19 protein-coding genes are annotated in these 22,914 nt (G+C 53.2%); 16 read left to right on the top strand and 3 right to left on the bottom strand.

Annotated features, from left to right (window positions below; translation table 11 throughout):
- The first annotated feature begins 51 nt into the window (after positions 1-51).
- The 3 genes from GSF01_RS04535 (at position 52) to GSF01_RS04525 (ending at position 4,073) form a co-directional block, all read left to right on the top strand.
- Positions 52-1,632, top strand: coding sequence for a glycoside hydrolase family 43 protein (locus GSF01_RS04535; RefSeq protein ID WP_159881819.1), 1,581 nt, complete (start codon positions 52-54; stop codon positions 1,630-1,632).
- A gap of 213 nt (positions 1,633-1,845) precedes the next feature.
- Positions 1,846-2,826: an aldo/keto reductase gene (locus GSF01_RS04530; RefSeq protein WP_159881818.1), complete on the top strand. Its 981-nt coding sequence runs from the start codon at positions 1,846-1,848 to the stop codon at positions 2,824-2,826.
- Between the two features lie 128 nt (positions 2,827-2,954).
- Positions 2,955-4,073 (top strand): rhamnogalacturonan acetylesterase, encoded by a 1,119-nt coding sequence (locus tag GSF01_RS04525; protein ID WP_159881817.1) that lies wholly within the window; start codon positions 2,955-2,957, stop codon positions 4,071-4,073.
- A gap of 28 nt (positions 4,074-4,101) precedes the next feature.
- Here the strand turns inward: GSF01_RS04525 and GSF01_RS04520 are convergent, their stop codons facing one another.
- Positions 4,102-4,599: a CBO0543 family protein gene (locus GSF01_RS04520; RefSeq protein ID WP_159881816.1), complete on the bottom strand. Its 498-nt coding sequence runs from the start codon at positions 4,597-4,599 to the stop codon at positions 4,102-4,104.
- Positions 4,600-4,751: 152 nt separating this feature from the next.
- Between GSF01_RS04520 and GSF01_RS04515 the strand changes: the two genes are divergently transcribed.
- The 8 genes from GSF01_RS04515 (at position 4,752) to GSF01_RS04480 (ending at position 14,777) form a co-directional block, all read left to right on the top strand.
- Positions 4,752-5,687: a hypothetical protein gene (locus tag GSF01_RS04515; protein WP_159881815.1), complete on the top strand. Its 936-nt coding sequence runs from the start codon at positions 4,752-4,754 to the stop codon at positions 5,685-5,687.
- Positions 5,688-6,014: 327 nt separating this feature from the next.
- A complete protein-coding gene (locus GSF01_RS04510) occupies positions 6,015-7,064 on the top strand; it encodes an NAD(P)-dependent alcohol dehydrogenase (protein ID WP_159881857.1) in 1,050 nt (349 codons plus the stop codon).
- 126 nt (positions 7,065-7,190) lie between these two features.
- Positions 7,191-7,886, top strand: a complete 696-nt coding sequence (locus tag GSF01_RS04505; RefSeq protein WP_159881814.1) for a queuosine precursor transporter — start codon at positions 7,191-7,193, stop codon at positions 7,884-7,886.
- A gap of 230 nt (positions 7,887-8,116) precedes the next feature.
- Entirely contained in the window at positions 8,117-9,448 is a 1,332-nt protein-coding gene (locus tag GSF01_RS04500; RefSeq protein WP_159881813.1) for an ABC transporter substrate-binding protein, read from the top strand.
- A gap of 73 nt (positions 9,449-9,521) precedes the next feature.
- Positions 9,522-10,472, top strand: a complete 951-nt coding sequence (locus GSF01_RS04495) for a carbohydrate ABC transporter permease (RefSeq protein WP_159881812.1) — start codon at positions 9,522-9,524, stop codon at positions 10,470-10,472.
- Positions 10,473-10,475: 3 nt separating this feature from the next.
- The gene (locus GSF01_RS04490; RefSeq protein ID WP_159881811.1) at positions 10,476-11,318 is read left to right on the top strand and encodes a carbohydrate ABC transporter permease; all 843 of its coding nucleotides are present in this window, start codon (positions 10,476-10,478) and stop codon (positions 11,316-11,318) included.
- Between the two features lie 34 nt (positions 11,319-11,352).
- Positions 11,353-13,161: a cache domain-containing sensor histidine kinase gene (locus tag GSF01_RS04485; RefSeq protein WP_159881810.1), complete on the top strand. Its 1,809-nt coding sequence runs from the start codon at positions 11,353-11,355 to the stop codon at positions 13,159-13,161.
- Complete coding sequence (locus GSF01_RS04480) at positions 13,158-14,777, top strand: response regulator transcription factor (RefSeq protein ID WP_159881809.1); 1,620 nt, start codon at positions 13,158-13,160, stop codon at positions 14,775-14,777. Before GSF01_RS04485 ends, GSF01_RS04480 begins: the two co-directional genes overlap by 4 nt.
- 171 nt (positions 14,778-14,948) lie before the next feature.
- Here GSF01_RS04480 and GSF01_RS04475 read toward each other — a convergent pair whose 3' ends face one another.
- The gene (locus tag GSF01_RS04475) at positions 14,949-17,078 is read right to left on the bottom strand and encodes a Piwi domain-containing protein (protein WP_159881808.1); all 2,130 of its coding nucleotides are present in this window, start codon (positions 17,076-17,078) and stop codon (positions 14,949-14,951) included.
- Between the two features lie 340 nt (positions 17,079-17,418).
- On the opposite strand from GSF01_RS04475, the gene GSF01_RS04470 reads away from it, so the two are divergent.
- The 4 genes from GSF01_RS04470 to rpmG all read left to right on the top strand — a co-directional run bounded on the left by GSF01_RS04470 (position 17,419) and on the right by rpmG (position 20,677).
- Entirely contained in the window at positions 17,419-18,432 is a 1,014-nt protein-coding gene (locus GSF01_RS04470) for an AAA family ATPase (protein ID WP_159881807.1), read from the top strand.
- Positions 18,433-18,435: 3 nt separating this feature from the next.
- Positions 18,436-18,957 (top strand): hypothetical protein, encoded by a 522-nt coding sequence (locus GSF01_RS04465; protein ID WP_159881806.1) that lies wholly within the window; start codon positions 18,436-18,438, stop codon positions 18,955-18,957.
- A 323-nt stretch (positions 18,958-19,280) separates the two neighbouring features.
- Entirely contained in the window at positions 19,281-20,492 is a 1,212-nt protein-coding gene (locus GSF01_RS04460; RefSeq protein ID WP_159881805.1) for a GTP-binding protein, read from the top strand.
- Between the two features lie 35 nt (positions 20,493-20,527).
- Positions 20,528-20,677 carry a 50S ribosomal protein L33 gene (gene rpmG / locus GSF01_RS04455; RefSeq protein WP_159881804.1) on the top strand — a complete coding sequence of 50 codons (150 nt, stop codon included), beginning with the start codon at positions 20,528-20,530 and terminating at the stop codon, positions 20,675-20,677.
- A 76-nt stretch (positions 20,678-20,753) separates the two neighbouring features.
- Here the strand turns inward: rpmG and GSF01_RS04450 are convergent, their stop codons facing one another.
- Complete coding sequence (locus GSF01_RS04450) at positions 20,754-21,887, bottom strand: glycoside hydrolase family 88 protein (protein WP_159881803.1); 1,134 nt, start codon at positions 21,885-21,887, stop codon at positions 20,754-20,756.
- A gap of 118 nt (positions 21,888-22,005) precedes the next feature.
- Here GSF01_RS04450 and GSF01_RS04445 point away from each other — a divergent pair, with 118 nt between their 5' ends.
- A complete protein-coding gene (locus GSF01_RS04445; protein WP_159881802.1) occupies positions 22,006-22,881 on the top strand; it encodes a helix-turn-helix domain-containing protein in 876 nt (291 codons plus the stop codon).
- The last annotated feature ends 33 nt before the right edge of the window (positions 22,882-22,914 follow it).

Raw genomic sequence — 22,914 nt, 5'->3', positions numbered from 1 at the left:
GTCAGGCTGCTTGACTTTGTGAGAGGAATATCAACTAAGGGGGAAATAAGCATGCAAACATCCAAACAAAGGTCAGGTCAGGAGAAGCCGGTCTGGCAGGCCGATCTGGGCAACGGGAAATACAAGAATCCGATCTTGTACGCGGATTACTCGGATCCTGATGTCGTTCGGGTCGGGGACGATTTCTACATGACGGCATCCAGCTTCAACAGCTCGCCGGGCTTGCCGATTCTGCATTCAAAAGATTTGGTGAATTGGAGCTTGCTGACCTACGCTGTCGATCGGCTTCCCGGCGGTTATGAGCATGTTCGCCATGGCGACGGCGTATGGGCGCCGAGTATCCGCTATCACGACGGCAAGCTGTGGATATTTTTCAGCACGCCGGACGAAGGGATTTATATGACCACTGCGGAAGATCCGGCGGGCCCTTGGACGCCGCTGCACTTGGTCAAGGAAGTGAAAGGCTGGATCGATCCGTGCCCGTTCTGGGATGAGGACGGCAATGCCTATCTGGTCCATGCCTTCGCCCGAAGCCGTGCCGGGATCAAGCATAAGCTTAAGATGTGCAGGATGAAGCCCGACGGTACCGCGCTGCTCGACGAGGGCGTTATCGTGTACGACGGGGAAGAACATCACCCTACGATGGAAGGTCCCAAGCTGTACAAGCGCAATGGCTATTACTATATCTTTGCGCCTGCAGGCGGGGTGCCGATCGGCTGGCAGACCATTCTGCGCTCGACCAGCCTGTATGGGCCCTATGAGGATAAAATTGTGCTGCATCAGGGCGATAGCGATGTGAACGGGCCGCACCAGGGCGGCTATGTCGAGCTGGAGTCGGGCGAGTCGTGGTTTATTCATTTCCAGGACCGCGAAGCGTATGGCCGGATCGTACATCTGCAGCCGATGGGCTGGGAGAACGACTGGCCGGTGATGGGGATCGATACGAACGGGGATGGGATCGGAGAGCCCGTACTGGAGCATAAAAAGCCCAATGTAGGCAAGGAATGGCCGATTGCTATCATCGAGACGAGCGACGAGTTCGAGGACGCTCAGCTAGGTTTGCAGTGGCAGTGGCAGGCCAACTGGCGGCAGGAGTGGTACTCCCTGACCGACTCGCCGGGACAGCTCCGACTGTATGCCCAGCCGCTTCCTGCAGGAGCCGACGCCCTGCACTATGCGCCCAATGTGCTGTGTCAGAAGCTGCCTGCGCCGGCGTTGACCGCTACGGTCAAGCTTGCCTTGCAGTCGGCTACGCCTGGCATAAGCGCAGGTCTGACGGTGTTCGGATACGAGTACCGGTATGTGGCTTTGGAAAGCACCGGGAGCGGGCCGCGGCTTGTCTGGGCAGAAGGCAAGGGCAGCAAAGAAGCCGCCACGGAGCGTATTGCCGAGGCAATCAGCTTGCCGGAAGGCACGACGGCTGTGTATCTGAGGGTTACGGTAGTGCCTGAAGCCGAATGCACCTTCTCTTACAGCCTCGGCGGAGAAGGCTACACGCCGATCGGACAAAGCTTCTCCGCGTTGCCGGGGGGCTGGGTAGGGGCCAAGCTCGGCCTGTTCTGTATCCGTCCAAGCGGAGACGCTGCAGAAGGCTGGGCCGATGTGGACTGGTTCCGGGTCGAGCCGGTCTGATCGCCTCCAAGGTAAGCGGAACCCGGCGCTCCGACGCACCGACGCGACAAAGAATTTGGATCCAAACAAGTAACTGGAAGGGCAGCCTTCTTTCCCGAGAGCCGGGGGAGAGGGCTGTTTGTCTATCCGGCTGATGGTCCCCGCCCGATTACATTTGATCAGAGGGGTTAATACTTGAAGGAGACGAATTTTAACAAAAAAGGAGAACCGGCTATGGAGAAAAAGAGGATAACAGGCACTTCGCTGGATTGTTCGTCTATCGTGCTGGGAAGCGTCAACTTCGGCTCAAAGCTAAGCGAGGAGCAGTCGTTTCGGCTGATGGACGCGTTCGTCGAGGCCGGAGGGAATATGGTGGACACGGCCCAGGTGTATGCCAACTGGCTGCCCGGCGAGCGGAGTCTCAGTGAAAAGACGGTAGGCCGGTGGATGAAGGCCAGGGGTAACCGATCGCAGCTCATCGTAACGACGAAGGGGGCGCATCCCGATCCGGCATCGCCCCAAATCCGAAGATTGACGTCGGAGCTGATCGCGGAGGATCTAGAAGGCAGCCTGAAGCGTCTGCAAGTGGACGAGCTCGATCTGTACTGGCTGCATCGCGACGATCCGTACCGTCCGGTCGGAGAAATTTTGCATACGATGAATGAACTGGCGCAAGCGGGGAAGTTCCGTTACTTCGGCTGCTCCAACTGGAGAACGTACCGGATCGCGGAGGCCCGGGACTACGCCCGCAAGCATGGCCTTCGAGGGTTCGTCTGCAGTCAGGTTTCCTGGAGCCTGGCGAAGGTAGACGCAAGCCGGATCGAGGATACGACGCTTATGCATATGGATGAATCGATGTACCGCTATCATGAGAATTATCCGATGGCCGTGTTCGCCTATTCCTCGCAGGCTCAGGGCTTATTCTCGAAGCTCGGGGAATCGGCTGCGGGGATGGAGGATGAGCGCATACCGCCTATGTACCGCCTGGAGGAAAATGCTAGACGCTATGAGCGGGCAAAGCGGCTCGCCGAGGAGCTGTCCCGGCCGGTTAGTCAGATCGCTCTTGCGTATATGCTGGCCCAGCCGATCCAGACTTTTCCCATCGTAGGCTGCCGCACGGACGAGCAGCTGTCAGACAGCCTTCAAGCAGCGGATATCCGGTTGAAGCCCACGCAGATAGCGTATTTGGAAGGAAAGCAGGACATGCCCGAGTAAGCGAACGCGGCACCACTAAGCCTGATCGCAGGTGTGATATCGTGGATCGGGTTGCGGAAATACGTGGGGTGGGATAAACTTCCAATAGACAACAAAAACAGGCATTCATGGAGCTGGAGGATGATCTTATGAAAGTGAAACAACGCTTTTCCCTGGTACAGGGGGCGGCTGCAGAGGGAAGCTTCGCTCTATCCGCAAGTCTGGCTTACGAGCCGCAGAGAGGATACGGCTGGGCTGAAGCCCCTGCTGCATCCCGGTATGAAGATTTGAGGGATTCCTGGCCTGGGGATTACTTTATCCCCCGTGTGCCTACGCTTCTGATCGATGTTCCAAACGGCAATTATGTCGTCAAGCTTGAGCTGGGCAGCGAGCATACCGCCTCTCGAACGACAGTCAAGGCGGGTCTGGGCAAGCTGATGCTGCGCGAGGTCGGGACGGAGCCCGGGCAGACGGCGCAGGCCGAGTTCGCCGTTCATGTGGATGACGGTCAGCTAAGGCTCGCTTTCTCAGACCAAGCGGCTGGATTGCGTTTCCTGGAGATTGAACGGCGCGCGGAGCTGCCGACGCTGTATTTGGCCGGCGACTCGACCGTGACCGATCAGCCTTCAGGCGGGTATCCGTATACCGGATGGGGACAGATGCTGGGGCTGTATCTGGATGCGGGCATCGCAGTGGCGAATCATGCCCGCTCAGGCCGCAGCACGAAGAGCTTTATTACGGAGGACCGTCTGAACCGGATCTGGAAGAAAATCCGTCCCGGCGATTGTCTGCTGGTGCAGTTCGCTCACAATGATGAGAAAGATAATGAAGGAGGGACCCTTCCGTTCACTACATACCAGGAGTATCTGAGCGTGTATATCGACGGCGCCCGGGAACGGGGCGCTTATCCGGTGCTGTCGGCTCCGATGCATCGGCGTTTCTTTGACGAAGAGGGCCGCATAAAGAATACGCATGGCGAATATATTGCGGCGATGGAGCAGCTGGCCCGCGTCAAGCAGGTTCCCTATATCGATCTGGCGGCTAGGAGCCAAGTCTTATATGAGCAGGCGGGAGTGGAAGGCAGCAAACGGCTTTTCATGTGGACGGAGCCGGGACAATATGAAGGGTTGCCGGAAGGTACGCAGGACAACACGCACTTCTCGGAGCAGGGTGCGGCGGCTATCGCCAGGCTGGTGGCTGAGAGCATCCGGGGGGCGGGCATCGAGCCTCTTAGTAAGCATATCCGGCCGATGCTCGATATGCTTTAGGCAGGTTAGTTAGTACCGCCTGGATGCCTTATAGCTGAACCTTGAACCAAAGCATGAGGAAACCAATGATGAATAAAGATAAGATATAAGCGGTGCCCGGCCTTTTATGATGAAGAAGCAGCATCGGGAACATGATCAGATCGAACCATACGGAATGCCAGAAGGTCCACCCGTGCGCATATTGAATGCGGCCGAACATTTGGAGGAGTCCCTCCGCTGCCGCGTATATGGCAACCCAGAGCATAATGTGCAGGACGATTCGGAGCTTGCCCTGCCGCGGAAGCGTTGAAAGGAAGATCAGCACATTTAGAGGCATGGTCAACACCGCATAGACGAGCACGGTCATACGCTGGTTGTAGAGGAAATCGGGATGAAACACCCAAAGATTGCGGTCATCCGTCAAGTACTCGTACAGCATGCCTCCAACGGTAATGTACAGCATCGTAGACTGATAGTGCTTCCAATGCCGCCAATCTGCCCATTTCCAGGCGGCGAAGGCGCTGAAAACGGCTAAGCATACATGCATAAGCCTGCTCTCCCTGCAAAGAATTTGATAGAGGTTGATGAAGGGCATGCCTCGAATCGGCCCTGAACTTATTATTCCAATTATGGGGAAAACCATGCTGCGTATGTGGAAGAGCATGAAATTACAAATGTTCGGAAAAAGGAGTTGTTTAGATGAAAGGTTTGCTCTATTCACTTTTGATAACGAGTGTGACGCTTATCGGTGGCTTGTACGCTCAACCCGCTTACGCGGCCGTGACCTTGAGTGAGTATGGACAACTGCACGCGGACGGCAATCCTGACAACGAAGTCGATTTCACCATCACTTTTAACGAGGAAACGGTCCTTTATTCGTCACCAGAAGAGTCCGGTATCACCCCCTACTCCCTTGCGCCGCAGACGGTACAGGCGGTTTTCAATGAAGGGAGTTATTACAAAATCAAAACTTCCTGGCTCGGAGAGATGTGGATACGTCCAGAATGGCCGTTCATATTCAACCTGAACGAAGAGTCGAAGGAAGTGGTGTTGCAAACCGAGACGCCGGTGTATGATTATCCCTACACGCATGTTCTTGGCAAATTGGAGCCTCAGACAATGAAAACGACGGCTTCTGCCGCGGGCGGATGGCTCCGGGTTGAAACACCGTTTGGGAAGGAAACGTGGCTGCATCCTAAGATTTCTGCTCCTTTGGAGGCCGTTCCCTATACCAGTCCCCTTGAAGTTGACGGTTATTGGTTGCCTGCCTATATGTATCCGAATAACCGGTCCAAAATGCTAGGCGATGTCCATGAACGCTATTTAAACCCGTTTGAGAAAACGGCAGAAGGGGATTGGTATCATGTGCATAGTGAGCTCGGCGACGTATGGGTTCAATTGCAGCCAGAGCGAATAGCGGTAGATTATAACCAAGAGGTCGAGCTTCCGTTTAATCGGGAAATTCATGATCGGCCGGGAGGCAGTTGGAAGGGAGTTCTTGGTCCGCAAACCGTGAAGGCGAGCAAACGGCTGGAGATCTGGATTAAGGTAGATACATGGCTGGGTGAAGCGTGGATCATTGACCCTATGCATGAAATTCGATTCCGACAAGGTCCGAATGCAAGCCAGTCCTAGCGCTCTAGAGCAGCTCATTCCCATCGGCCCTCGCCTCGCTTGAAAGTTGCGTGCCGGCTGACTGCCCGTACAAAAAAAGGACCCGCAGGCCATGGATGGCTGCGGGTCTAAGGGTTTATATGATAAGGGGAGTAGCGTAGAAGAATCACGCCTGTTGTTTTTTAACCATACCGTATTATTTTGAAACATTTTCTCGAAGAGATAAGTGACCGAACATGCTAGAATGGGAGAAGAACAGCCATGGCAGAGCGTCATGGCCGTCCTCAGGAAAGCCACTAGACGCAGGAAGGATGATTCACAGTGAAGGATATAACGATTCCCCGTACGATGAAGGCAGCCGTGATGACTCAGATCAAGGAAATCGTCATCGAGGAGCGGGAGGTTCCGAGCCTGGAAGAGGACGAGGTGCTGGTCAAGGTCATGGCGGTCGGCGTGTGCGGTTCGGACGTGCACTATTATGAGCATGGGCGGATAGGCTCCTACATCGTGGATAAGCCGATCATACTCGGACATGAGTGCGCAGGGATGGTCGTCGCGGCCGGTGCGAAAGCGGTGAGGTTCCAGCCGGGGGACCGGGTAGCTATGGAGCCCGGCGTTACCTGCGGGCGCTGCCGCTACTGCAAGGAAGGACGCTATAATTTATGCCCCGATGTCGTGTTTTTCGCCACGCCTCCTGTAGATGGGGCTTTCGCTCAATATATCAAGCTGAGAGAAGACTTCCTGTTTCCGATTCCCGATCATCTATCCTACGAGGAAGCCTCGCTTGTCGAGCCCTTCTCCGTTGGCATCCATGCGGCCAAGCGCACCGGGCTGCAGCCGGGTTCGAGCGTCGCGATCATGGGGATGGGGCCGGTCGGGCTGATGGCGGTTGTGGCGGCCAAGGCATTCGGGGCCACCCGGATCTATGTCAGCGATCTGGAGCCGGTTCGACTGGAGGCTGCGCTGAAGCTGGGGGCGACACACGCCATTAATGTCCGGGAGCGAGACACGGTGGAGGCTATACTTGAGCTGACCGGCGGCCAAGGTGTGGATACGGCCTGGGAAACCGCAGGAAGCCCCGTGGCGCTTCAGTCGGCATTAAAGTCCTTGCGCCGGGGCGGCAAGCTGGGAATAGTCGGCTTGCCCGCTCAATCCGATGCGCCGCTCGACATTCATGTGCTGATCGACCGGGAGATCGAGGTGTACGGCATCTTCCGGTATGCGAATACGTATCCCGACGGCATCGAGTTTCTTGCGTCCGGTACTGCGGACGTGAAGCCGTTGTTCACGGACCGGTATACGCTTGAACAGACCCAAGAAGCCCTAGAGCGGGCGATGACGAACAAGAGCGGGAGCCTGAAGGTTATGGTGTACCCGAATGGCAGCAATTTCTCTTGAAATCGCCGCATATCCCGGTATAATGAAACAGGTCTGCCTCTCCGGCGGGCGCTTGGCATAGCCCGGCAACCCGGGCCGCGGTTCGGAAAACTCCCGCGTTACCAAAACTAGGAGGATGGGAAAGACATGTTTCATTTGCTGTGGGGGGCGCTGTTTGTCCTCGTTCATTTTGGCTGCTTTTTGTTATGCTACCGGTTGTTCGGCAAGAACGGGTTGTATGCCTGGGTAGGGATTGCGACGATCCTGGCCAATATTCAGGTGACCAAGACGATCGAGATGGTCGGGATCGTGATGACGCTCGGCAATACGATGTACGCTTCGATTTATTTGACCAGCGATCTGCTCAATGAACGATACGGCGAGAAAGAGGCGCGCAAGGCGGTTTGGTTCGGCTTCTTCGTCATGCTGGTTACGATGGTGACCATGAAGATGACGCTCGTATTCACACCGCAGGAGTCGGACTTTGCCCAAGACTCGTTGGCCACGATATTCGGGCTGCTGCCCCGGCTTGCTCTGGGAAGCTTAACGGCGTTCTTCGTCAGCCAGTTCCTCGACGTGAAGATCTACTCGTATCTGAAGCGGGTATTCCCCAAGCCGGGTCAGCTGTGGCTGCGCAATAACGGCAGCACGGCGGTCAGCCAGATGGTTGATACGCTGATTTTCTGCTCCATTGCGTTCCTTGGAGAGTATACGATGGAGGTGTGGGTCCAAATTCTGATTACGACCTATATCGTCAAGTTTATCGTGTCGATGGCTTCGACGCCCTTCCTGTATATCGCCAGAAGCTTTAAGTTCAAGGAAGAAGAGGCGGTCCAGGCTTAAACCTCGTTCGCATGTATCATAGAGGCTTTTCCGGCATGGGATGCGGAAGGGTCTTTTTGAGCTGGAGAGCCGCTTGGATCGAGCAGACAGGAAGGTACAGACGCGAAAAGTACGAGAAGCAGGTTACTTTTACGATGGATTTCCTTACTTTTCTTAATTTTTCGGGATCGTCAAATGAGCTACAATAAGAATGTAATCGTTTTCAAATATCGATCAAAGGGGATATCTAGGTGAAAAAAAGAACAGTAGCCTTTCTGCCCATTTCTCTAGCTCTGGTCATCAGCGCATGCTCTTCCGGTACACCCAAGGACGACGGAAAGGCTCCTACTGCAGGCGCCGACGGCGCAAACGCACAAAAGGTCGAGCTCCGCATGACCTGGTGGGGCTCGCAAACCCGTCATGATCTGACGACAAAAGCTCTGCAGCTGTTCGAGCAAAAGCATCCCGGCATAAAGATCAAGGCGGAATATTCCGGCTGGGACGGATACTTCGATAAGCTGTCCACCCAAGTCGCCGGCTCGAACGCTCCCGACCTGATCCAGATGGATTACGCTTTCCTGACGGACTACGCGAGACGAGGCGCGCTGCTTGATCTGGGAACCTATGCAGACAGCAAAGTGCTGCGTACGGCAGATCACGATGCGAGCATGATCAAGGCCGGCTCGGTCGACGGCAAGCTGTATGCGATAACATTAGGCGTCAATGCGCCAGGCGTTGTTTATAATTCAACGCTGTTCAAGGAGCTGGGCATCGAGGAGCCCAAGGAAAGCTGGACCTGGAAGGAATTCAGCGATATCGCCGCCAAGATCGCCAAGGCCAAGGGGAAAGGCTTTTACGGCTCGGCGGATATCTCCGGAACCTTCAATATATTTGAAGTGATGGTCCGTCAGAATGGCCGTGCGCTGTTCGAGGGCGGCAAGCTCGGAGCGACGAAGGAGGACTTCGAAGGCTGGTTCAACATGTGGGCGGAGCTGCGCAAAAATGGAGGCATCACGACGCCTGAAGTGACGGCGGCTATGACGAATGCGATGGAGACGAGGCCGCTTGCTCTCGGGACGGCGGCGATGGACTTTGCCTGGTCCAACCAGATCATCGCTTTCCAGAAAGCCATGAAGAACCAGAACGATGCGTTGAAAATTCAAGTCATTCCACATCTGGATGGCGAGAAAAAGATCGGAGAATATTTGAAGCCGGGCCAATTCATCTCCGGGTATGCCAAGACGTCTCATCCGAAGGAAGTAGCGATGGTCATCGACTTCCTGGTCAATGATCCGGAAGCGGCGCAGATCCTCGGCTCGGAGCGGGGCGTTCCGGTCAACTCGCAGATGCGGGAGCAGTTGAAGGGGTCGCTCGGAGAAATCGAGAAGATGGTGTTCGACTTTGTAGACACCGTCTCCAAGCATTCCAGCGACATCGACCCTCCTTATCCGCAAGGCTTTGCCGAGGTTGATAAAAACTTCAAGACGACAAGCGAACAGATTTCATTCGGTCAGGGAAAGCAGGACAGCGTCATTGACTCCTTTATTACCGGAGCCAATCAAATTCTCGGCAAGAGCAAATAACACTAGAGACTAGACAGCGGATGGCGCAGAGCACCGACCATTCGCTGATCTTTTTCGGATGGTGGAGGTTACCATGGATATTCAATATGTGGAAAATGTGAAAGCCGTCGCCGCCAAGACGAAGAGAAAGAGAGGGAGCCTGTACCCGCACAATCGCATCGCGTTGTTGTTTCTTGCTCCTTGGCTGATCGGTCTGATCGTGCTGACGCTTGGACCGATGGCGGCTTCGCTCTACTATTCCCTGACGGATTACAGTATATTGAGCGCTCCCTCCTGGGTCGGGCTGGACAACTACATCGCGATGTTCGCGACGGACCCACTGTTTCTGGTGTCCCTGAAGGTTACGTTCCTGTATGTGTTTACATCCGTTCCCGTAAAGCTTATTTTTGCGCTCGCCGTGGCCCTCTGGTTGAACAAGGGGATGCGGGGACTCGGCATTTATCGCACCGTTTATTATATACCGTCCTTGCTCGGAGGCAGCGTGGCCATCGCCATGCTGTGGCGCAAAATGTTCGGCGGGGACGGCTTGCTGAATCAGCTCCTTCTTTACGTGGGCATTCAGGCGCCCGATTGGGTAGCCAATCCCAAGTATGCGCTGTACTCGATCGTGCTGCTGTCGGTCTGGCAGTTCGGCTCGTCCATGATTATTTTCCTGGCCGGTCTGAAGCAGATTCCTGCGGAATACTATGAGGCTTCCTCGGTGGACGGGGCAGGCAAAGTCCGTCAGTTTTTCAGCATTACCGTCCCGGTTCTGTCGCCTGTTATCTTCTTTAATCTGGTGATGCAGATCATTACTTCGTTCCAATCGTTTACGCAAGCCTTCGTGATCAGCAATGGAACGGGCGGCCCGATTAATTCCACGCTGATGTATTCCTTGTACTTGTACAAGAAAGGGTTTGCCTTCTTCCAAATGGGCTATGCTTCCGCCATGGCCTGGGTGCTGGTACTGCTGATCGGCTTCTTCACTTTCCTGGTATTTCGTTCCAGTAAATCTTGGGTGCATTATGAAGACGGGGGGAAATAGCTCATGGATCATGTCCAAGGGAAATCCGTATGGTTCAAGCATGCGATCATAATCGGGATGGCCTTCGTGATGCTGTACCCCGTACTTTGGATGGTCGCCAGCTCCTTCAAGCCGGCCCATCAGATTTTCTCGGAAATCGGTTTATGGCCGAAGCAGTGGGTATGGGATAACTATGCGAGAGGCTGGGCAGGAGTAGGGGATAACCCGTTCTCGCGGTTCCTGGGCAATTCCCTGATCGTAGCCTTGGGCGCGGTGCTGGGCAATGTGGTGACCTGCTCCATGGCTGCATACGCCTTTGCCCGGCTGCGCTTTCGCTTCAAAGCCGTCGGCTTTGGGCTTATGCTCCTCACGATCATGCTGCCCCATCATGTCACGCTGATTCCGCAATATATTTTGTTTAACCAATTGGGCTGGGTCAACACGTACCTGCCTCTGATCGTGCCCAAATGGCTGGCGACGGATGCGTTCTTTATTTTTCTGACCGTCCAGTTCATTCGCGGTCTGCCCAGGGAGCTTGACGAGGCGGCGACGATTGACGGCTGCGGTCCCGTCCAAATATTTTGGCGCGTCATTGTGCCTTTGGCCGTTCCGGCTTTGATCACTACGACGATATTCACGTTTCTGTGGACGTGGGACGACTTTTTCAGCCAGCTGATCTATTTGAGCGAAACCTCCATGTTTACGGTGCCTCTCGGGCTGAGGCTGTTTCTGGATTCCAGCTCTCAATCCGACTGGGGGCCGATGTTCGCTATGTCCGTGCTGTCGCTGGCCCCTTGCTTCCTGATTTTCATCGTGTGCCAGAAGTACTTTGTGGAGGGGATTGCAACGTCCGGTATAAAGGGATAATATCAGGGTACTTGAAACCGGATAGGGTGATGATATGCGTGCTTCCGGCTTTACCTCATGGCCTTCCTTGCTTCGGCGCTGCAAGCTGTCCACACTGATCGTCGTTTGCTTCATCGGCTTGAACCTCGTTTTGTTCATTGGGGTAATCTGGCTCTCTTACCGGGCCTTCTCCGATGTTGCTTTCAGTGAGATCAGCAAGGCCAGATTGGCTTTGTTGAACGAAAGCACCAAGCGGGGATTTGACTTTATGACCCAGATTACCAATACAGCGTACTCGGTGGTCAGTCAGAAGGAGATCACGGAAAGACTCGGCGGAGCTGTAGAGTCCAAGTATGACATGCTGATGCGAAGACGGGAAATCTCGGATAAGCTGCATCATATGCTGGTGATCAACACAGGGATCAGCTCGATTGAAATTTATTCGGATCTGTTCAATGAGGTGCCATACAGCTCTACGGATCTCGTGTACCCCGTCTCCAATATTTCCGGGGAAAAGTGGTTTTCCGCGCTGAAGCAGGCGGATGCGGTCTGGATTCCTGCGGAGGAGGGAGATTCTTCTCAATCCTTGATCGGCTACGCACAGCATATGTTCAACAGCCGTGGAGAAACGAATGGTTATCTAGTCATCCGAATGACCCAGGAGGATGTGCTGAGTCACTTCGCGGACGTGCCGATGGTGCTGGAGGGCCAGGTGCTTGTAGTGGATACGGCCGGTAAAATCATCATCCAGGTCAATGATCCGAATCGCGCCGATGTGCAGCCTATACCGGATACGGACTGGCTCACGAGGCATTCGCATAACTTCAGCGACGGCTACGAGCTGTACCGCAAGGGGGAGCATGATTATCTGGTCTTGTTCTCCAAGCCCAATACGGTACAGTGGCGACTGGTCCAGGTGATTGCGACGAGCGAGCTGCTGGCTTCAACTGAGCGGGCCGGCTGGTATGTGCTGGTCATCGGCTTGCTGGGGCTGACCATCTCTGCGCTGCTCGCCTACGTGCTCGTCAAGGGCACCGTACGGCCGCTTCGCCGGTTAATGATGGAGATGAAGAAGCTGGAGAGAGGAGATTTCAACGCGAAAACCTCCAGCAGCTTTACGGAGGAGTACGTGCAGCTGTCCTTCAGCTTCAATCATATGGTGTCCCGGCTGCAGGAGCTGATAGACAGCGTGCAGAAGGAGAGCAAGCTCAAACGGGAAGCGCAGACAGGTCTTCTGGAGGCTCAGATCAAGCCGCACTTTCTCTATAACACGCTGGATATGATCCATTGGCGCGCGCTGGATTACAAGGCAGAGGATATCAGCTCGATGATTACACAGCTGGGCAAGCTGCTGCGCATCGGACTGAGCGGGGGCAAGCTGTTTATCCGGGTGCGCGACGAGCTGGAGCATGCCCGCTGTTATATCGGGATCCAGCAGGTGCGTCAACCGTTCTCCATCGAATGCGCCGAGCAGATCGACCCGCATGTTCGAGGCTATTATATACCGAAGGTCATTCTGCAGCCGCTTATCGAAAACTCGGTGATCCATGGCAAGCCGGATCAGAGCGGTCAGGCTCTTCAGCTCGGTCTGAAGATCCGGGAGCTGAGGAAGGAAGGGCAGGGGAAGTGTTTGGAGCTTACCTTGACGGATAACGGCAGAGGGCTGCCGGCTCAGTGGAAGCTGGAGGAAACGACAGGCATCGGCATACGCAACGTGCATCAGCGCATCGTTCTGTATTGCGGTCCTCATTACGGCTTGCTTGTAGAGAACCGGGAGGAGGGAGGCGTCCGGGTGACGGTACGTGTCCCGGTGATTGAGACAGAGGAACAATTAAAGTGGCTGCTGGACGGTGAGAACAGATGAGGACGATTCTGCTTGTGGACGATGAAGCGCATATTCTGCAGGGTCTTTCCCAGCATGTCGGTTGGTCGAAGCTGAAGCTAAAGATAGCGGGTACGGCAATGGACGGCCGGCAGGCTTTCGAGCGGTACAAGGAACTGAAGCCGGATCTGGTGATGACGGATGTCTATATGCCCGGTATGAACGGGGTGGAGCTCGCCCAGGCGCTCAGGCAGGAAAATCCAAGTCTCCCGATTATTATTCTAAGCGGCTTTGATGAGTTTGAAAATGCACGGCAGGCCATGCGCTGGGGAGTCAGTCACTTTCTGCTCAAGCCGGCCAGCGTGTCCGAAATCGAGTCGGTGCTCGATGAAATCCTGCAGGAGCTGGAGCATACGGAACAGAAGCGCCGGCTGGACGAGCATTATAAGCGGGAGATCGACCGGATGCTGCCGTATTTGCGCGAGAAGTTTTTCTATGAATTGTTAACGACGCGGTATCTCGCTCATGAAATAAACGAAGAACGGCTCGATTATCTGGAGCTTCCCAGTCCGCGCCGGACGGCGGCCGTCAGCCTGCGGATTACGAGGCCTGCTTTTTTGACCCGACTGGAGGAACGGGACTGGCAGCTGCTGAGGTTCGGGGCGGATAACATGATCCGGGAACTGGTGGAGGACGAGCTGAAGCTGTCATCGTTCCGCGGAGGCGTGCTCGATTATTCCGACAACCTGTTCGTCCTGCTGCTGCTGTCGCCCCATTCGGAGGAGGAGGAGCTTTACCGCTTCTGCGAGCGGCTGGGGCGGATGGCGACGGAGAGGATCAGGACGCTGCTCAAGATCGAGGCTCTGGCCGGTATAGGCTCCGTCAAGAGCGGCCTGCATGAGTTGATCGACTCTTACCTGGAGAGCCGCAAGGCGCTGGACACGGCGGAGTACCAAGGCTCCTGCCAGGTATACCCTTACCGGGAGTCCGCCCGGCTCGATACGACCTTCGATTCCTATGCTCCGCTGCTGAAGCAGTGGAACGAAGCCCTGGCGGGCAAGCTTGCGGAACAGGCCAAAGCTCAATGGGCGCAAATTCACGAGCGGCTGGGAGGGGAGGCGAGCGGGTCGCTGGCCGATGTCCAGACGATCTGCGTGGGCGTGTTCAGCTCGCTGATGATGGTCTGGCACGATGATCATCCGCAGCAGCCGCCTCCTCTTACGATGTCCCGGTTTCTGCAGGAAATTCAGCAGCGGTATGCCTTGAAGGATCTCATAGGCTGGATGCACGAGCTGGTGTCGGAGTGGCTGCAAATCTCCCAGCAGGAGTTATCCGGCAGGAGGGGCAATCGTCTGGTGGAAAGCGTCAAGCAGCATGTGGAGCAGTATTACGGGGAGGATATCAGTTTCGCCGCGATCGCGAAGGAGCTGTATGTACATCCCAAGTACTTGAGCCAGCTGTTCAAGCGGGTGACCGGGCAAAATTTCGTCCAGTATCTGAACCAATACCGTATTCAAAAGGCTATCTCTTACCTGCAATCCGGCCAGCATATGGTCTACGAGGTCGGGGAAATGGTCGGTTATAAAAATGCCGCCTACTTTAGTCAGGTGTTCAAAATGGTCACGGGGAAAAGCCCGTCTGATTTTTTTCGCGCTTAAGCAGCATGGATGGGCGAGGCCATGGAACTGACGTAGCGTGCTTCGGCGATTGCGATCACCCGGAACGGTGTGCGGTAGTCGATCCTGACGCTGAAGGAGATCATGCGGGGGCAGGCTTTGCACGCAAAAAGCCTCTGTCCAAAGCGGACATAGGCTTTTTGCCGAGCGACTCTACACAAAATGCAGCGCTTGGCCAGGGTCTGCAGGCATCCATTGTCGATTGAAAAAGGTGGAGCTGAGATCCGCATAATAAGTTGTGACGGGAAGTCTCGGCTTTAACAGAGAGCCTACGTGCATAAAGGATAAATGATATACGTCTTGTACAATTTTTTGCATCGACAGAGAGCCTTGTTTCTTGACAATTTTAACAGGCTGAGCTACACCGATCTTGGGGTGAGGATTGGTGGAAGTCAGATATGCTGTGTTTCCCTTCAGGTAGTAGCAGCCCTGCTTGGTCTCCCATTTCTTCTCTCTCGTAAAATAAGCCATTCGCCGATTGGATTTTTTGATGATCTCGATCATGTCATAGGAGACATTCAGACTTGCCATCACTTCATCCAATTGGGCAAGATCCTCATGACAGCGACCGTCGCGATGAAAGGTGATGTGACGAGGCGTTTCCCCATACTGTTGCTCATAAATATCCAGAGCCGAATAAACAATCTGGCACATCGTTTCATGACGAATTTTTTCCCCCGCTTCATTGGACGTATTCGCTTTACTGGACAATACCATCCCGTCTCTTCCGATCACATGCGTTATGCCCGTGGAATGCCGCCCCTCCTCATGCGATACATCAAGGCCGATGAAGCAGTCGGAGGATAGGCTTTGATTTAATATCCAGGATTGAATGTTCGCCTTTGCGTAAAGACCCAGCAGAATATTGCCTATTACATATTCATTGGCCTTGGATATCGTGTTCACATTAATGAATTGGGTAGGAATGGACGCGCGGGCGCCAAATTCTTTCTTAATCAAGTCGTACCACATCTCGGCCTCCTTCTCATTGCCGATTATAAGTGTAGGTTCTTGAAATACAGCTTTCGTCAAACGCTTCATAAGCAGGGCCAATTGGTGAGGATTTGAAAAGTCCGTGTCCGTGTTCATATAGCTGTCCGAAGTTTTGGAAAATTTCAATTCAACCCCCCATTGTACCGACTGCTTGGACAACTTGTTCGTAAAATTTAATATTAAGTCACGTTTGGCTTGGAGCAGTCCGGGATTCGCGAACAAATGGATGATCAAGGTTCTGGGAGCATAGACTCCCCCTCGATCAAGCCCGTGTTTGAACTTGTCATGAGACGTGCTTTTCCCGAACAATAGCTCCGGGGGCTGTAAGTGCTCGATGTGGTAACCGGCTTCATGCACTGGAAACTTCTCTCTTGAAAAAGTTAGTTTGTCTGTCCTGGAGAAAATGAGTTGAATTTGCTTAAGCAGAGTTGACATCTTGGTGTCTGCATTTTGCTTGTACACGTCGGAAGTTTGGTCAATGACCGATTTAGGCAGCGTGGTCAAGGCAAGTTCCTTTTGCAACATAACCGGAGCATAAGCAACGGGATTTCCGATGTTCTTCACATAAACGACTGGCATACCGGGATTAAGACCCTTAACCTTCCAAGCCTGACTGGGCTGATTTAGAAAGTAATCCAGTATCGACTGGTTAAGTTCCGGGACGGGCTGTTCCAGCGTTAGGTCCGACTGCTTGACAAATTCATAATGCATGTTACTGTATTTATCAATTACCCGGTCGCCTGGATGAATAGAGTTCGTGGATAGCAAATCCAGCACGGTTGCCTCAGTCCGATACTGATGGCTCATGTCAAAGCCCACTGTAATGGATTGGTCTTCGTCGACACGAACGTCGCAATAGATGGTGCGGTGAATGGAGATATTCTCCACGACTTTTTCCGGCTTCAGCCAAGTGAACTTTCGGTTTCGGGCCGAAATCTCTTTCAGGGGCTGTGCAGCTTCGAGTGTCCGAAGCAACAATCGCTCCAACATCTCCCGCTCGGCCCGCATACTTGGGTCAATAGGACGATATTCGTAATGGACATATCGGTGATTGTCCCAGGAGTGAATGGGTTCCCAGGCTGCAATCAGATGCTCGTAGAACTCGATAAGTTGGATACGATTGAGTCTCTTTAGATCATGGCTGACTCTTTTGTTCTCCTGATGCTTTTCCTGTATATTGCGGACTGGAAGCGTGTACAGGTGGATGGGTAGCTGGCTTGTTATGGTATCTGAGGTCCATTCGGTTAGTATGTAGGGATGAGATCGGGAAGATATAGCAGTTGGCTGCATGGAAATGGATATCGCTCCTTAGATTTAGTTATATAGGTATATTATCCCACGAAGATAGTGACTTGACAACTTAGGCAGGAATTTGTTCGGATTATGGCGAACTATAATTCCTCATATGAGGTACAGGGATTTGGGGTTATATAGCCGTACAAAGAGCATTAATCCAACTCCAACACCCAGAAGCCTACTCCCCCAGCTCTGTGTGCCGGAAGTTTGAAGTTTAGGCGATGCCCGAATCAGTAAAGCTCATGATGATCTATATAAGCGGCTCCTCATTTACTATGATATAATGGAAAATAAATCCTTGTGAATGTGCTCTATGAAATAGGAGAGTGGGACAATGGCTATAAACAAAATTAATTTGGAAAATTTCACTGTTTTTGAAAAGCTGGATATTTCGTTCTCAAATGGGATTAATGTATTTATCGGTGAGAATGGTACCGGGAAAACTCATATTATGAAAGTCATATACAGTGCTTGTCAGGCGGCCCGGATAGATGTATCATTCAGCGAAAAGTTAGTAAAAGTATTTAAGCCGGATAATCTGAGAATTTCCCGGTTAGCTAGGAGAAAGCCTGGAAATTTTCGATCCATGGTTGTTGTTGAATCGGACGCTGCCCGAATCTCGGCCGAGTTTCACTCTAAAACCAATAAATGGGATGCGGAGGTTACGGGCGAAGCGAAATGGGAGAAGCAGCTATCCTCATTGACCAGCACGTTCATTCCGGCCAAAGAAATATTGTCCAATGCCTGGAACTTGGAGGCCGCAGTTGATAAAAATAACGTCGATTTTGATGAGACTTATATCGACATTATCACATCGGCTAAAGTTGATATTTCGGCTGGAAAGGACTCCAAGGAAAGAAAGAAGTACCTAGATATTTTACAAAATATAACCTCTGGCAAGGTGACGGTAGAGAATGAAAGGTTTTACCTAAAACCCGGAAGTCATGCTAAAATTGAATTTTCACTTGTGGCGGAAGGTATCCGCAAAATAGCGTTACTCTGGCAATTAATTAAAAATGGTACGTTGGAGAAAGGCGCTGTATTATTCTGGGATGAGCCGGAAGCCAATATTAATCCGGCGCATATTCCTGTCATGGTTGACATGCTGCTGGAACTGCAGCGAAGCGGCGTTCAGATTTTTATTTCCACGCATGATTATGTTTTTTCGAAGTATCTTGAAGTCAAAAGAAATGAAAAAGATGACGTCATTTTTTACTCCCTTTATCCAAAGGAAAATGGCGTAGAGGTTGAAAGTAACCGGTACTTTAAGGATCTGAGGGTGAATGCCATTGTCGAAACCTTTGATCGCTTACTTGAAGATGTTTTTAACAAGAATTTGGGGGATTAGGTTGTGGAGAAACGAATATTTAAGGAAGAAAACAACCTATATCAGTTTGATTTTAGCAATGCCGTATGGGCTACGGATGAATTAAATCAAATGTATCGAAAGATTTCTTCCATTCTCAGCGATGTAGATTTTATTGCAGAGACGGATCAGGAGATTATTTTTATGGAATACAAGAATGCTGATGTGGAGAATGCGGCAAACCCTGGAGCTTTTGTCCAGAAACTAAAATCTGATGAACATTACAGAAGTATCGCCTTAAAATATTACGGTAGTATCCTCTATGCACTTGTTAGCGGGCGGAACAAGCCGTACAGGTATGTTTATGTACTGGAGTGCGCTGCGGCAGGTAGCACAGAAAGACTCAGGATCAGAACGAAAATCCGGTCCAAGCTTCCTTTTGATTTGCAGAACGGGCAGGAGTTTTCCAGAAGGCTGATTGAAGATTTTGAGATCCTATCAATTGAAGAATGGAATAATAATCCTATATATGGCCGTTTTCCAATAACAGCTATTGCGAGTAGTTAATAGTGAAATCAAACAATTGATTGTGGATAAAAAGGGCACACAGATTATGCTCGTTGCTCCTTTCTAATTCGATAAGAAAATCATTGGCGAATGGAAAAAGTCTACTGATATCGGTTGGCACCATAAGCAAGTTACCTAATCAAACCTCATTTGTTGCGATATCGCGTTTTTAATGAGACCCGAGCTTTATCCTTTAAGGATAAGAGAATCGGGTCTTTTTTGCATACAAGTGCTTCCTAATTTGCGAATCCTTTGCTTGACAACCGGATCGTTTATTTATACAATCTGTTAAATAGTAATTATTACGATTTTGGAGGTTGGACATGTCGACAAATAAAATTCCCGTTACCGTGCTGAGCGGCTATCTTGGAGCCGGAAAAACAACGATTCTCAATCATGTGCTGAATAATCGCCAAGGCTTGAGGGTTGCCGTGATCGTTAATGATTTGAGCGAGGTGAACATCGATGCCGGGCTGATCCGCGACGGGGGAGGCTTGTCCCGTACGAACGAAACGCTCGTAGAGATGTCCAACGGCTGCATCTGCTGTACGCTGCGGGAGGATCTTCTTAAGGAGGTAGAGCGGCTCGCGCGCATGGGCAGCTTCGATTATATCCTGATCGAGTCTACAGGAGTGGGCGAGCCGGTTCCGGTAGCCCAGACGTTTACGTATATAAGTGAAGAGAACGGAATCGATCTCTCGCAGTTTTGCCGTCTGGATACGATGGTTACCGTGGTGGATGCGTACCGGTTCTGGCATGATTTCTCTTCGGGAGAGACGCTGCTGGAGCGCGGAGAGGCCGTAGGGGGCGACGATACGCGGGATGTGGTGGATTTGCTGATCGATCAGATCGAGTTCTGCGATGTGCTTGTTCTGAACAAGTGCGACTTGGTGGAGGCCGGGGAGCTGGATGAGCTGGAAGCCGTCCTGCGCAAGCTGCAGCCGCGGGCCAAGCTGATCCGTGCGGAGAAGGGGGCGGTGGAGCCATCGGATATCCTGAACACGGGGCTGTTCGACTTCGATGCGGCGAGCGCATCCGCGGGCTGGATCAAGGAAATGGAAAAGGCCGAGCATACGCCCGAGACCGAGGAATACGGGATCGCTTCCTTCGTGTACGAGCGGATCAAGCCATTCCACCCGCAGCGGCTGATGGAATGGATGGAGGCCTGGCCGGCCGAGATCGTCCGCGCCAAGGGCATGGTTTGGCTGGCCAGCCGCAGCGATATGGGGCAGAGCCTGAGCCAGGCGGGGCCTTCGATCCAATTCGGCCCAGCAGGGTATTGGGTAGCTGCGCTGCCGGAGGCCGAACGAACCAGCACGCTGCTGGAAGATCCGGAGCTGGCAAAGGCGTGGCACCCCTTGCACGGGGATCGGATCAACAAAATCGTATTGATCGGCATCGGCATGGATCAAGAGGCATTGATAGCGGAGCTGGACGGCTGTCTGCTGACGGAGGAGGAGATGAGGCAGGACTGGAGCCGATTCCCGGACCCGTTTCCGCGGGCCGTGGACGGGGTGGAAGCAGCCTTGTCTTAATCGGATAAGGCCTATGGCAGAGGAGGTGAACGAAGATGAGAGTAGTCGTTACGCTAGCATGCACCGAGACGGGAGACCGCAATTATACGACGAGCAAGAATAAAAAAACGCATCCCGGGCGGATGGAGCTTAAGAAGTATTGCCCCCGCTTGAAGAAAGTAACTTTACACCGTGAAACGAGATAGCTAGGCAGCAGCGAAAGCCGGGGAGCGATCCCCGGCTTTCGTTCCCTTGTTTGTGATGATGTGAAACAAGCTCCATTTACCGTCCGCGTTCGTACCAGTAGCCGGGGATTTGACGCTCCAGGCGCATCAGCGCTTCGAGGTAATAGTAATCGCCCCAGATGGTGTAATCATCCGGCGAAGCGCCGCCGCGTACGGAGTACGAGCCATGCTTCAGGAAGCCTTCGGCCTCCGCTTCCCCCCGGGTCGAATAAAGCTCATAGAGGGCGCTGACCGCGTCGGCAGCGGCTTTCCGGAAAAAGTCCTTATCGGGATCGCTGTCCAGGAGCATGTCAGCAATTTCCAGCATGCCTGCTGCGGCGATGGCCGAAGCGGAGCTGTCGCGCTTAGATTCCGGGGTTTGCGGCACGTCGAAATCCCAGTAGGCGACGCCGTCCTCAGGCAGATGCTCCAAGAAGTAGCGCGACATCCGCTTCGCTGTCTCCAGCAGCTCGGGCTGCTTCAGATAGCGGTAGGATAAGGCGAAGCCGTAGATGCCCCATGCCTGGCCGCGAGTCCAGGTCGAGCCGTCGCGGAAGCCTTGGTGGGTTCCGCCCCGCAGCGAGTCTCCCGTTTCCTGATCGAAGTAGAAGGTATGATAAGACGAGTCGTCGCCGCGCACGAGAAACCGGCGGCTCTTATGCGCATGAATGGCGGCCAGTTCGCGGTAGCGGCTGTCGCCGGTCGCTTCGGCTGCCCAATACAGCAGAGGGAGATTCAGCAGGCAGTCGATAATGATACGGCCGCCGTTGTCCGGATCGTCCTTGGGACCCCAAGCTTGCAGCAATTGCGATTTTTCGCGCCAGCGTTCCAGCAGCACGTCAGCCGCCTTGACCGTAAGCGCTTTAGCTTGTTCGTCACCCTCAATGATCCATTGGGCCTTGCTGGACAGCGAATACAAGAAGCCGATATCGTGATGCTCCAGTCCGACCCTGTTCTCCATCCGGCTGTTAAAGCTGTCGACAGTCTTGACCGCTGCTTCGTGAAATATTTCTTTCTTGCTATATTCGTATGCCAGCCACAGAATTCCCGACCAAAAACCGTCGGTCCATTCATTATTGTCATTTAGCACATAATTCGTGCCGCCATCGCTGACATGGGGGAATTTCCCCTTAAATTTGCCGATATTCGCTTCCGTTATCCGTAATGCATCTTCAATCGCTTGTTTCCACATGTCGACTCCTCCTGGCCTACAGTCAAAGTATGGGTTAATCTCCCTCTATTATAGTCCGTTACGGATGGGGCGAGGTTGTGCTAAAATATAGCTATCTTGCTATAAGGGAACGGATGCTATGAGTTATATTGACCCGATGGATCTCGGACCGACCGCTTTCCGCGTGACACACCGGGCCAAGACCACCCAGTGGCCTTGGATAATGCTGCATGCTCATCAGGGCATCGAGCTTTTGTACGTATACGAGGGGGAAGGAGAAGTTACCGTCGAAGGCCGAAGCTTTCCGATGCGGCCCGGCATGCTGATGTGCTTCCAGCCCTTTCAGCTGCATAAGGTCGACGTACCCGGAAAGCCGGGAGGACAATATGTCCGCTCGATTCTGACCTTCGACCCCAGGATGGCGGATCTGCTGCTAAGCCCATTTCCCCGGCTGCATGCCTGGTTTCTTCACTTTTGGAAAGGGGCGCTCCCCCAGCAGGTGTTCGATCTTGGCGAGGATGCCCGGCTGTCAATGCTGCTGGACGACTATGAACAGTCCATGCAGTCGCCGGATGCCAACGAAAAGGAAGAGCAGGCTTTGCTGCTGACGGGCTTGCTGCGGTATTTGCATCTGCATGTCGTTCCCGGCGGTCGAGTCCCCGAACTTTCGGCCAAAACCTCCTCGCACGTTGAGAAGATGATGGATTGGCTTGAGGCCAACTATAAGCAGCCGTTTCAGCTAGAACGGATGGCTAGCGACCTGCACCTTTCGTCCTACTACGTCTCGCACTTGTTTCGCAAGTATACAGGTATGAGCCTTACCGCGTATATCGCGGACAGACGCCTGCGAGAAGCATGCGATCAGCTGCTGTCGACGACCAAGAGCGTAGGGGAAATTGCCCGGGACGTCGGTCAATTCAGTTCCTCGCACTTTTGCCAGCTGTTCAAGAAGCGCAAGGGTGTCAGTCCGCATGTTTACCGCAGGACGCTTAGTCGTTCCTTTGACCTGATGTGAAGCAGCCGGCTCACTTTCCTATGCGCTTTTCTG

It is taken from the genome of Paenibacillus puerhi, from assembly GCF_009846885.1.
In the GTDB taxonomy this organism is placed as follows: domain Bacteria; phylum Bacillota; class Bacilli; order Paenibacillales; family NBRC-103111; genus Paenibacillus_G; species Paenibacillus_G puerhi.
Note: the sequence above shows the minus strand (reverse complement) of the source record. Positions and strands in the feature narration are given on the sequence as shown.